An 11,808-nucleotide genomic window follows, 5' to 3' on the forward strand; every position below is an offset into this window, starting at 1 on the left:
ACGATCAGGGTGACGGTCATGGTGAGCTCCTTCATCGGATGCGATTTCGGGAGTAAGAGTCAGCGGCCGGGCAAAAGGATTCACGGCTGAAGTGGGGTTGAGCTTGTACACACGGGCTGGGGGCAACTATCACGATCTTGACGGGCAACGCCGATGACACGCCGGATTTCGGACAAAACCGGGTAAGTTCTGTCCCATGATCATCGTGACAGCTGCACTGAAGGGCGGGGTCGGTAAGACAACCACGTCGGTGTACTTGGCCGCGCTGGCATCTTCCAACCGTCGCACAGCCACTCTGATCGACGCCGATCCGCAGGGTAGCGCCGCGGACTGGATCGCGGAGTCCGACGACGAGCACCTGAACCGGATCGAGATCGCGGAGGCGCCGACCGAGCGCCTGCTGAGCAAGGCGGTGGACAAGGTTCCGCCGGAGGGTATCGGCATCGTCGACATGCCGCCGTCCCACGAGCGGATGCTGAACAAGGCGCTCGAACGGGCCCGGATCGTGATCCTTCCGACGCGGGTCGGCGGCGTCGAGACGCCTCGGGTCAAGGCGGTGCTGGAACTGGTCCCCGACTACATCCCGGTCGGCCTGGTGATCTGCTCGGCGCGGACCTACACGCGGTCGTACCAGGAAGCCATGCAGCAGTACGCGCAGGAGAACATCCCGGTCTGGGGCACCATCCCCGAGCGGGTCTCCATCACCGCCGGGCCGACCGGACCGCTCGCGGCCGACGGCCTCGAGTCCTACAAGAAGGTCTGGCGCAAGATCCTGGCCGCGGCCCGCAGTTAGGTCCTAGGCGCCACGCTCGAGGGGTGGCTCGCCGCGGACGTACGAACGGATGACCGTGGCGGCCGCCCCGCGCGCCCAGTCGTCGAAGGTGTGGGAGCGGAGCATCAGCCGGCAGTCCCCGGCCGCTCCGAACGCGTGCTCCGCGAACGCGAGCCGCATCCGCTCCTCGTACAGGTCGTACTCCGCGACGCCCTCGCCGGCGATCATCACCAACTCCGGCCCGACCAGGTTCACCATCGCGGCCAGCGCGGCGCCGATCACCTCACCGGCCCGGTCGAACGCCTCGCGCGCGTGGGCGTTGCCCTCGTGCGCCAACTTGATCGCACCGGCCAGATCCAGGTCCGCCTGTCCGGTGGTCTCCCGCGTCCGCGTCAGGATCGCGTCCGACGACGCCACAGTCTCCACGCAACCACGGCGGCCGCAGGTGCACACCAGGTCGCCCGGCGCGAGCGGCAGGTGGCCGAGCTCGCCCGAGACGCCGTACGCGCCGGACACCACCTCTCCGTTGACGTACAGCCCGCACCCGATGCCGGAGCCGATCGTCACGACGGCGAACGAGTCCGCGTTCACGCCGGCCCCGAACCAGTGCTCGGCCACGGTCAGCGCGCGGACGTCGTTCGACACGACGATCGGCACGCGGACCAGTTTGCCGAGCAGCTCCGCGACCGGGACGCCGCGCCAGCCCATCAGCGGTGAATCCCGCACCACGCCGTGAGCCGCGTCGACATCGCCCGACACCGCGATCCCGATCCCGGCGAGCGGACCGGCCACCGCCGTACCGGACTTGAGGGCGGCGATCAGCGCCTTCACGTGCCCGGCGAGCTGCTCGATCACCGCGTCCGGGTCGGTGCTGTCCAGCTCGTCGTGCCGCACGTTGAGAATGCCCGCGGTGAAGTCGGTGGTGACTCCGATCAGGCTCGTCGGCGTGACCTTGACCCCGATCACCGAGACGCTGCTCGGTACGACGGTCAGCGGGCTCACCGGTCGTCCGATCCCGAGCTGGCTGTCGCCGTCGGCCGGGGCCGCCTGGTCGGTGACGAAACCGGTCTCGATCAGCGGCGCGACCGCCTTCGTCACAGCCGCCTGCGACAGCCCGGTCCGGCGCGCGATCTCCACCCGCGGGATCGGCCCCTGGGTCAGGATCTTGGTCAACACCTCGACTCCCGCTGGAGTGGCCAACGGGAGTGGACGATGAGGACGCAGCGGCACGAGAACAACCTACCGGCGCGTCATACCTCCGCGCCGGTTTCTGTCAGTGTTGGTGAGGCGAGGGCCCAGCGGATGGTTCGGGTCAGGCCTTCCCCTGCCGCCCGTACGACGGTCTGCTCGGCCAGTGGGAGGTACGGAAGCCGTAGCGGCAGTCTGGTCCACCGCGGGAGCAGCCCGACCGCAGCAGCCGTCAGTACGCCGTACGCGGGTCGCGCGGCCCACGGCACGGGCGGGTGGATCAGCATGAAGCGGGCCGCCTGGCGTGCTTCCGTCGTACCGCGTAGCTCGGGCTGGTACTGCTTCAGCAGGTCTTGCAGCTCGGCCACCGTGGTCGGCGGGTCGATCACCCCGAGTTTGCCCGCCACGAGCGCCGCCTCCTCGACGTACTGGTCCTGCTCCGCCACGGTGAGCGGATGCACGCCGTACCGCTGGTGTGCGGCGAGGAAGCTGTCCACCTCGGCCACGTGCACCCACTTGAGCAGGTGCGGGTCCGACGCCCGGTACTTCACCCCGTCCGGACTGGTCCCGCGGACGCGCTCGTGCACGGACCTGACGTGTGCGATCGCCTCCTCGGCGTCCGGGATCGCGCCGTACGTCGTGATCGCCAGGAAGTAGCTGGTACGCCGCAGACGCCCCCACGGATCGCCCCGGTACCCGGAGTGCGCCGCCACGGCAGCCATCGCCAGCGGGTGCAACGACTGCAGCAGCAACGCCCGCAGTCCCCCGGTGAACATCGACGCATCCCCATGCACCCGCCGGATCGGGCTCTCCGGCGCGAACCAGCGCGGACCGGGTGTGTTGTGCACTCGCCCACGCTCAGCCTGCGGATCCGGACCCGCAACCTTCGTCAGAATCATCCGCGCGAGCCCATCGCGCAACGGGCTCAACTGGCCAGTCATGCGACCAGTGTCCCCACAACACAACTACCGGACCACGTCGACGAAGATGGGGTTGGTGTAGAGCCAGGTGTCGAGCCACGGGTCGCCGTCGTTGTCCGGGTGCTGAATCGGGCCCGCGGGGTCGATCCGGCTGCCCAGGTACCCAGGCCCGCTCCGCCTCCCGTCGCTGCCGCGCACCCGGACGTAGTGCGACCGCTCCGCGCGTCCCAGTGGGATGCGGACCTCGTACGTCCCGGACTTCCGCCGTACGTCGACCTGCTCGACCACCCTTGTGTCAGGAGCCTTCCAGCTGTCCCGGTCCGCGCTCGGACCGGTCACCGCACCGCGGATGACGTCTACGTGCGCCAGCTTCGGCAGTAGGCCGTGGTAGTTCGGGCGGGATGCACTGGTCACGGTGACGCGCAGTTCGAGCCGCTGCGACCTCGGGACGCGCAGCCGCCCGCCCAGCGTCGCACCACGCTGCCGTGAACCCACAGGTGCAAGTCGTACGTCGATACCATCCACAAGCTGCCCGTGGTCCACCCAGACGCGTCCGGCCCGCAGAGCGGCCATCACCTCGAGGTAGCCGTACCTGGTGACGCCGACATGCGTCCTGCTGAACTGACCGGGCCAGAAGTCACTGCCCGGCTGCGGTACGCCGGAGTCCGTCGGCGACGGCTTCCAACCGAGGCTGTCGAAATTCTGCCCTGCCGGGAACTCCCCGTCCTTCCAGGTGTCCCAGATGGTCCGGTGGTTGTCGCTGTTGGAGGTGATCGAGAACAGTCGGCCTTCGGCGAGCATGCTGTCCCACAGCCCGCCGACGGTCGCGGTCGCCCAGTCGAAGCCGCCGTACGTCCGGTACGCGTCGGCTGGGTATCCGAGATAGCTGCCGGTGCCTGGTGCGTTGACGTACTCACCGCGCTGCGCGTGCGTCGACCCGCGGTACGCGACCCACGCCGGGTCTGCATCGCCCTGCGAACCAGGTGCGCCTTCCATCCCGATGCAGACACCGCTGTCCCGCCAGGCGCGCAGTTCGTGCGGCGCGTCGATGCCGAGGCGCATCGGGTGGTTGGCGAGCACCAGTACGTCGTCGACGTACCGCGCCTGCTTCTGCGCGGCCAGCCACTGCAGGGCCTTGACCGCGTGCAGTTCGTTCTCCGGTGTGTCGGCAGAGCGCCCCGTCAGCTTGCCGTCGTACTCGCGCTCGAACTGCTGGAGCAACGAGACGTTGTTGACTCCGGGGGCAACGAGGACGGTGCCGTGCTCGGCGGCGGGGATGTACCACTCGAGTCCCTGGAAGATCAGCATGCGCGGGTTCTCAGCACGAGCCTTCAGAACCTCGGCGTTCTCGGCCGCCGCACCCTTGTCGGCATGCCCGAAGTTGCTGTGCTCGGTGAATGCCATCCAATCCAGCCCGTACTGCGCACCACGCTGCGCGAGCTGGCTGAAGTCGTACTTCGCGTCATGGCTGTACCTGCTGTGGACGTGATGGTCACCCGCCAGATAGACGAGCTCAGGCTCACTGTCCGAGTACGCCGTACCCGCAGCCGCCTCCTGCGACGTCACAGCGGCCGCCGCGAACCCTGCCCCGAGCAAACCGGCTCCGCGCATCAGGGTCCGCCGCGACACCCCCTGCGGATCCAGCTCCTGCTCGGGAATCCTCGGATCCGCCCACTCCGGCACCTGTTGCGTCATGACGCGCAACCTTGCTGGTCCTGACAAACCAGGTCAAGGCTCCGGGTGACTGCTGGGTGAATGTTCGGGTTCGAGGATGGAGTAGAGGAGGGAATCGCGCCAGGCGCCGTTGGTGAAGACGTGGTCGCGGAGGTGGCCCTCGTAGGTGAAGCCGAGGCGCTTCACGACGCCGATCGATGCCTCGTTCTCGGGGCCGATCGCGGCCGTGACCCGGTGCCGGCCGAGGGGGCCGAACGCGAAGCCGAGCAGCACCCGGGCCGCGTCCGTCGCGTACCCGTGGCCCCAGTGGTCCGCACCGATCGCGTAGCCGAGCTTGGCGGTCCACGACCCGCTCGGCGCGATCCGGCCGAACCCGATCACGCGATCGTCGTCCGGCCGGGTCACGGCGAGCATGTAGTCGGGACGGTTGTCCTGCGTGGACCGCGCCACGATGGCGGCCAGACTCTGCTCGGCCTTGGCGCGGTCGTAGCTGTCGAACGCCATCCAGGTGGTGACCCGGTCGTCACCGGCGATCGCCAGATAGTCGTCGAGGTCGGTTGTCCGAAATTCCCGCAGTACAGTCAGCCGTCCGCTGAGTGCCTCCATCCGCGCAGGCTACCGGGGGTAGGTCTGCATCGGGGTCCGGGTAAAGGTCTCGATCTCCTCCTGGAGCTCCCGCGCGTCGTCGGCGCGACCGGACTGCCGCAGGGCCTGGTGGACCCGGCGGGCCGAGTGCACCACGCCGTTGATCCGGCGCTCGGTCGGCAGCGTCAGCACCGGGGCCAGCGCGTCCGCCGCACCGTCCAGCTCACCGCTCGCGATCCGGGTGATCGCCATCGCGGCGTGGCTGCCGGCGGCGTCGCCGAAGGCCCACTCCGGGTGGTTCTCGTCGGTGTACGCGTCGACGGCCTGGCTCGAGTACCGCTGGGCCTGCTCGACTTCACCGGGCAGTTGGGCGAGCGCGTCGGCGGCGTAATACAGCTGGCGGTTGCGGCCGAACGTGCACAGGCCGCCCATGTCGTCCAGGTCGTCGTTGTGGACCGAGTTCCATGCCTCTTCGGCGCGCTCCAAGGCGGCCCGGGTGGCCTCCGGGTTGCCGAGCGCGGCCCAGGCACGGGCCTCGCTGACCGGGAGCCAGACGCTGGTGGTGCTGTTGGCCTGCTCGGCGTATCCGGCCCCGAGCTGCGCGTACCGCACCGAGTCGTGCGGGTTGCCGGCCCAGTAGGAGACCAGGGACTGCAGGCCGCGCACCCAGGCGCGCAGGCCGTGGTGGTCGGCGTTGTCGGCGCACATGAACGCGGTCCGCGCCTGGGTCAGCGCGGCGTGCGGGTTGCCGAGGTCGTGGGAGGCCTTGGCGAGCAGCCCGCCGGTGACGCCGGCCAGGAAGTACAGCTGGCGGTGGTGGTCCGGGCGCTGGCGGCTCTCCAGCAGACCGAACACCAGGTCCTGCGTCTCGACCAGTTGGCCGAGGATCTCCGGGAGTGGACGCTGGGGGTACGCCTGGGCGGCGTGGCGTACGTCGTCGTACACCTGTTCCATGGCCTCGCTTCCGAGACCGGACTGGGCCGCGAGGGCAAACGCCCTCGCGCGGCTGGCAGCCATGTCGAGAACCTCCATCTCATTACCTGTCGTGATCCGTCCACTCGCGGCAGGTGCCGGCACCACCTGGGCGGCCTGTTCCGGCACGTACGGCGCGAGGAGTTCCTCGACCGGTTTGCCGAACAGGCGTTGCAGGGTGCGCCGGGTCTGAGGAGTGGTCCCCGCGCGCTCGCCCGATGCGAGGCGACGCAGGTGCCGCTCGGTGATGGTTCCACCCAGCTCGACGAACTCGGCGACGATCTCGGAGTAGGTCTGGTTCCGGCGCTGGATCAGGTGCGCCAGGACCGTCTTTGGCGCATACCTACTCGCCATCGTTCCTCCCGTTCACGTCAGTCAGACGTTGTCTCGACTTGTGCCCCACGACAAGGTGCTGTCCCCCAGATGTCCGCGAGAGGACCGGAAGAGGTCCGGCAAAGGTCCGGTCCAGGTCCTAGAGCGGTCACGTTGGGCTCGTGCACCATTACTGCCATGACAACCAGTAAGTCCAACTGGTTGCAAGGCCTGAGAGTTACGGGGTGAGAGGTTGTGACCATCGCGGAAATGACGTCGAGACAGCACCGGCGCCGAGTCCGGGTCTGGTTCGGCGAGCACGTGATCGCGCAGTACGTCGCGGAGGCGCCGCTCGCGGCCCGCTACGAACAAGCGATGCGGCGCCGTTTCGCCGGTCTCAAGGTCACCAACGACCTGCTCGGCCCGCTCGACTCGAACGACTGAAACACCTGATCGCTTCCGGGTCCTCCTCAGACCCGGTCGGCTGCTCCCTGGAGTCTCCTCACGTCCAGGGGCAGTGCTTGGAAGGTCCGGAGCACTCCTCAGTTCCGGACGAAACCCGAGGTGCGGTCCGGAGCACTCCTCAGCTCCGGACCGCACCGCCCTCCCGACCCGGCTGGGCTTGGCGGTTGAGTCCCTGTGTCGCCGCCGCCCAGCCGTTCCAACCCACCTCCTGGCCGACACCTCGGGCCAGGCAGGGCCGAGTGTCCTGGGCGGTAGGACACCGGAGGCTCCCGACACCTCACCGGGAACCTCCCCCTTGAGGTGGCTGGCTCCGAGTGTGACCGCCGCGCCTGGGCGGTCACACTCGGAGCCTTTTCACACCAGGTTGGTCACCGGGTGATGACGTAGACGGCGAAGGGGGCGTCTGGTTGTACGTCGGGGGCGTCGGCGGACCAGCCTTCTGCGCGGATCTCGCCGGCGTACTGCATTCCGAGGCGCTTCATCACGGCCTGGGATGCGGTGTTGACCTGTTCCGTGAACGCGATCACGGATGCAGCGTTCAGGGTGTTGAAGGCGTAGTCCAGGCCCGCACGGGCGATTTCCGTGGCGAGGCCGCGGCCGCGGGCGGACTCGACGAGGGCCCAGCCGAGTTCGAGGCCCGTCCATTCGGGTCCTACCAGCGCGGCGATGGCCTCGGCAGTCGGCGTACCGGCGGGCATCCGGGACATTCCGCCCCGCCCGGCGAGCTCGCCACTCGACCGCTCGTACGCGATCCACTTGCCCACCGAGTCGCGATCCCAGCCCTCCTGCTGTTGGACGGCTCGCGCGGCTGCTTCCTCCGGTGACCACGACCCGTCGTACCACCTGGCCACCCATGGGTCCGCGTACAGCCGCACCAGGTCCGCTCCATGTCCGGGCAGGACACCGTTCGGACCAGTGATCGGCTCCAACCGGAGGCGGTCCGTGAACCGCGTCCGGACCACGTGCGCCACCAGGTCCCGCAGCCGCCGGTCGCCGTCGGTCCGGTTCACCATCAGCAGGTCAAGGTCACCCGGTCCGGCCCACGCGGACGCGTCGTGCTTGCCGGCCTCGAGACGCGGCCGGCTGAGGTCCCCGTCGACGGTGACGAGATAGTCGACCTCCCGCCGTACCCGGCCCTCCCACTCCCATTCCCAGTCCGCGACGGTCCTGACGATGTCGCGGACCTTCCAGCCGGTCTCCTCCTCGACCTCCCGCGCCAGCGCCTCCTCAGGCGTCTCCCCTGCCTCGAGATGCCCACCGACGATGTCCCAGATCCCCGGCAACAACCGCCGCCCCGCCGTACGCCGCTGCAAATAAACGCGATGTTCGGAATCCCGGATCAATGCCCCAACACAGTCGACCGCACGCATGCCACCAACCTAGTGGGATCCCCAGTCGATGTAGCGCGGTGCTGTCGGCAGCGACAGGATCTGGTGCGGGTGGCCACCGTGCGCGCGGAGCTTGTTCAGGGCGAACGTCCCGTGATCCTCGAGGCGGTAGGCGATCCAACGTCCATCGGGTGAGTACGAGCCGGTCAGCGCGTTGACCGCACCGCCGCTGAAGCGGGTCAACATCCGCAGCCCGGAGCCGTCCGGGCGGATCGTCGCCACGTTGGCCGACGTACCGGCCGGCTGATGGTCGGCATGCGTGATGATCGCGATCCGCGAGCCGTCCGGGGCCCAGTCGTGCTTGACGCCGACATCGAGCGAGTACGACGTCAACTGCCGCAGACCGGACCCGTCGACGCGCATCCGGAACAGCGCCTGTTCGACCGCGTCGACCCTGGCCCGGACGAATGTGATGTACCTGCCGTCGGGCGACACGTTCGCGTCGGTGTCGTGGCCGGTGCCCGGGAAGGGGTTCACCGTCAGTTGCCGGCGTCCGGTGCCGTCGGTTCGCATGATGGCGATCCCGACCTCCGAGTCGAATACGATCCGGTGACCGTCGGCGGTGAATGCCGGGTTGCCCTGGAATCCGGTCGGGGTCAGGTCGTGCGCGCCGGAACCGTCCCGGTTCATCACCACGATCCCGGCATGGGTCTCGTCGCTGAGCTCGAACACGAGCCGCTTGCCGTCCGGCGACCAGTCCGCGTTCACGGCCTCGCCTGCCACCGAGGTGAGCTGGCGTAGGCCGCTGCCGTCCTGACGCACGGTGAACAGTTGCACCCCGGCGCCCGTGTCCGCGGAGTACACGATCCGGCCGTTGTCACCAGGAGTGGTCGCCTGCGCGGGTACAGCAGGGATCGCCAGTAAGGCTGCCAACGGCAACCAGAGCAGTCGTCGAATGTTCATGAGTCCCCCTCTGTCGACTATCCGCAGTCTCCGGGACCGCCGCGGCGACCTGCACTCCCCACTTCTCGGGATGCCGTCCGGGTGTCACGATGAGCAGATGGGGGATAGGGTCCGCGCTGCCAGGCGGACGATCCTGGCGAGCGCGCGGGACGAGTCGCGCGGCCTGCCGTTCGCGGACGGGGTGATGCGGGCCGTCAATCAAGCGGTCGGATTCGACGGGTACTGCCTGTTCGCCGTCGATCCGGTCACCGGCCTGCGCTGCGCGATGTACGCCGAGCACGGACTCGTCGTGCCGACCGAACGCCTGGTCTTCAATGAGACCGTCGAACGGGACTTCAACCGGTACGCCGAGCTGATCCGCCGTCCCGGTCATGCCGGAGTACTCGCGATGCACACGACACCGGAGCCGCCGAGTCCTCGGCTGCACGAGATCCTGCGCCCGCTGGGGTACCAGTCCGAGCTTCGGCTGGCTCTGGTCGACGATGGCCGGTATTGGGGCGCGCTGTCGCTGTTCCGCGACGACCGGTGGCAGCCGTTCTCCGACGCCGAGGCGGCGACAGCGGCCGAGCTGGTCGGTCCGCTCGCGACAGCGCTCCGCCGCCATCAGGTACGACGTACTGACAGCCGGCAGGCCACGCGATCAGCCGGCATCGTCTTGGTGGGTCGCGAGGGCCGCTTCCTCACCGTGAGCCAGGAGGCGCAGACCTGGCTGGGTGATCTGACGTCTGAGGGCGTCATCGTGGAGGACGTGAGCCGGGTGGTGCATGAGGTAGCTCGAGCGGCCGCAGCGGGTCGTCGCGACGCGCTGTGTCGAGCTCGCACCACGGATGGCCGCTGGTTGGTGATCAGCGGGAGCCGAACGCCCGTGGAGCCGGTCGCTGTGACTGTCGTCGTTCAGCCCGCAGACACAGGCCAGGTGATACCGGCCTTCGCAGCATGGAGTGGGCTGTCCCACCGCGAGTCCGAAGTACTGGGTCTTGCTGCGACCGGTCTTGCGGCGAAGCAGATCGCCCGGCGGCTCGGCCTGTCCGTCTTGACCGTCAACGATCATCTCGGCTCGACCTACCGCAAGACCGGCGTCAGCGGTCGTGACGAACTGCTGGCGCTGATGAGCTGAGCTAGCGGGGTGGGCGTTCGGTGATTCGGTTGGGCATGAAGAGGACGGCTACTACGAGGAGGAGGGCGGCTGCGGCGGCGCCGTAGTAGACGTCGTGGATCGCGGGGGCCAGGACGCCGGCGGGTACCTTCTCCAGGTCCGCGTGGTCGTCTCCCAGGCGGGCGGCGACGACGCCGTTCGCCACTGCGCCGAAGACCGCGACCCCGACCGCGCTGCCGACCGAGCGGGCGAACATGTTCGCACCGGTCACCACACCGCGCGTCTGCCATTCGACGGACGACTGCGCCGCCACGACGGATGGTGATGCGGAGAAGCCGAGCCCGATGCCGATGATGAAGCAGGCCGCGGCGAGGTGCAGTACGGCGCTGGTGGCGCTGACTGTGAGCAGGACGCCGGATCCGAGGACGACGATGAGGGCGCCCATCGACATCGTCGTGCGGAAGCCGACGCGCAGGTAGAGCCGCCCGGCGAGCGACGCCGCGATCGGCCAGCCGAGGGTCATCGCGGCGAGGGTGAACCCGGCGACGAGGGCCGACGTACCGAGGACGCTCTGGGCGAACAGCGGCACGTACGTCGAGAGCCCGATCATCAGCAACCCGATCAGGAGCGCGGCCGAGTTGGCCGAGTTCAGGACCCGATGGCCGAGCACCCACAGCGGCAGGATCGGCTCGGCCGCGCGGCGCTCGACCAGCACGAACGCGGTCAGCAGTACGACGGCCGCGGCCAGGATCACGATGCTCGTCGGGGAGTCCCAGGCCCACATCACGCCGCCCTCGAGCAACCCGAGCAGCAGCAGCGAACCGCCGACCGAGAGCAGGATCGCGCCGGCGTAGTCGATCCGGTGGCTGGTCTTGTCCGCCACCTGCTCGTCGAACCGGCGGACCAGCACCCAGGCGGCGGCCATCCCGAGCGGGATGTTCACGAAGAAGATCCACCGCCAGGAGATGAAGTCCGAGAACACGCCGCCGAGCGTCGGTCCGACGAACGACGAGATCCCCCAGACGCTGGCGATGTAGCCCTGTACCTTGGCCCGCTCCGCGACCGTGTAGATGTCGCCGACGATCGTCATCCCGATCGGCTGGATCGCACCGGCGCCGAGTCCCTGGATCAGCCGGAACGCGATCAGCGCCGGCATGCTCCAGGCGAACCCGCACAGCACCGACCCGAGCAGGAACAGTCCGACGCCGAGCAGCATGATCGGCTTCCGGCCGCGCTGGTCCGCGAGCTTGCCGTAGATCGGCACCGACACGGCCTGCGCGAGCAGGTAGATCGAGAACAGCCAGGGGAACTGGGTGAAGCCGCCGAGGTCGGCGACGATGGACGGTACGGCGGTGGCGAGGATCGTCGCGTCGATCGCGACCAGCCCGACGCTCAGCATCACCGCGAGCAGAATCGGGCCCCGCTCCGACCGAAGCCCCACGCCCGTCCGGTCGATCCGCTCCGTAGTCATATCACCAACCAATGTATGTGAACCGGCAACTCTTCCCCACTCTCAGCCCGCCCACCGGACGG

At 68.8% G+C, this 11,808-nt stretch carries 11 protein-coding genes; 3 read left to right on the forward strand and 8 right to left on the reverse strand.

Features of this window, described 5'->3' with window-relative positions; translation table 11 throughout:
* Positions 1 to 196 precede the first annotated feature (196 nt).
* The gene (locus EV647_RS00865; RefSeq protein WP_133996824.1) at positions 197 to 793 is read left to right on the forward strand and encodes a ParA family protein; all 597 of its coding nucleotides are present in this window, start codon (positions 197 to 199) and stop codon (positions 791 to 793) included.
* A gap of 3 nt (positions 794 to 796) precedes the next feature.
* Here the strand turns inward: EV647_RS00865 and EV647_RS00870 are convergent, their stop codons facing one another.
* From EV647_RS00870 to EV647_RS00890, 5 genes are all read right to left on the reverse strand, one after another.
* Complete coding sequence (locus EV647_RS00870) at positions 797 to 1,948, reverse strand: ROK family transcriptional regulator (protein WP_238176953.1); 1,152 nt, start codon at positions 1,946 to 1,948, stop codon at positions 797 to 799.
* A 74-nt stretch (positions 1,949 to 2,022) separates the two neighbouring features.
* Positions 2,023 to 2,901: an oxygenase MpaB family protein gene (locus EV647_RS00875; RefSeq protein WP_133996831.1), complete on the reverse strand. Its 879-nt coding sequence runs from the start codon at positions 2,899 to 2,901 to the stop codon at positions 2,023 to 2,025.
* Positions 2,902 to 2,925: 24 nt separating this feature from the next.
* Positions 2,926 to 4,575, reverse strand: a complete 1,650-nt coding sequence (locus EV647_RS00880) for a PHP domain-containing protein (protein ID WP_133996834.1) — start codon at positions 4,573 to 4,575, stop codon at positions 2,926 to 2,928.
* A gap of 33 nt (positions 4,576 to 4,608) precedes the next feature.
* A complete protein-coding gene (locus tag EV647_RS00885) occupies positions 4,609 to 5,160 on the reverse strand; it encodes a GNAT family N-acetyltransferase (RefSeq protein ID WP_133996838.1) in 552 nt (183 codons plus the stop codon).
* Positions 5,161 to 5,169: 9 nt separating this feature from the next.
* Positions 5,170 to 6,465: an XRE family transcriptional regulator gene (locus EV647_RS00890; RefSeq protein WP_133783642.1), complete on the reverse strand. Its 1,296-nt coding sequence runs from the start codon at positions 6,463 to 6,465 to the stop codon at positions 5,170 to 5,172.
* Positions 6,466 to 6,693: 228 nt separating this feature from the next.
* Here EV647_RS00890 and EV647_RS41795 point away from each other — a divergent pair, with 228 nt between their 5' ends.
* Complete coding sequence (locus tag EV647_RS41795; protein WP_166679921.1) at positions 6,694 to 6,867, forward strand: hypothetical protein; 174 nt, start codon at positions 6,694 to 6,696, stop codon at positions 6,865 to 6,867.
* Positions 6,868 to 7,256: 389 nt separating this feature from the next.
* Here EV647_RS41795 and EV647_RS42430 read toward each other — a convergent pair whose 3' ends face one another.
* The gene (locus EV647_RS42430) at positions 7,257 to 8,258 is read right to left on the reverse strand and encodes a GNAT family N-acetyltransferase (RefSeq protein WP_202875991.1); all 1,002 of its coding nucleotides are present in this window, start codon (positions 8,256 to 8,258) and stop codon (positions 7,257 to 7,259) included.
* A 9-nt stretch (positions 8,259 to 8,267) separates the two neighbouring features.
* Positions 8,268 to 9,179 carry a PD40 domain-containing protein gene (locus EV647_RS00905; protein ID WP_133996841.1) on the reverse strand — a complete coding sequence of 304 codons (912 nt, stop codon included), beginning with the start codon at positions 9,177 to 9,179 and terminating at the stop codon, positions 8,268 to 8,270.
* 97 nt (positions 9,180 to 9,276) lie between these two features.
* Here EV647_RS00905 and EV647_RS00910 point away from each other — a divergent pair, with 97 nt between their 5' ends.
* Positions 9,277 to 10,296, forward strand: coding sequence for a LuxR C-terminal-related transcriptional regulator (locus EV647_RS00910; RefSeq protein ID WP_166680172.1), 1,020 nt, complete (start codon positions 9,277 to 9,279; stop codon positions 10,294 to 10,296).
* A gap of 1 nt (position 10,297) precedes the next feature.
* Here the strand turns inward: EV647_RS00910 and EV647_RS00915 are convergent, their stop codons facing one another.
* On the reverse strand, positions 10,298 to 11,746 hold the full coding sequence (locus EV647_RS00915; protein WP_133996847.1) for an MDR family MFS transporter: 1,449 nt from the start codon (positions 11,744 to 11,746) through the stop codon (positions 10,298 to 10,300).
* Positions 11,747 to 11,808: the final 62 nt, after the last annotated feature.

Origin of the sequence: Kribbella sp. VKM Ac-2566, from assembly GCF_004366005.1 — a bacterium.
Lineage (GTDB): Bacteria > Actinomycetota > Actinomycetes > Propionibacteriales > Kribbellaceae > Kribbella > Kribbella pratensis.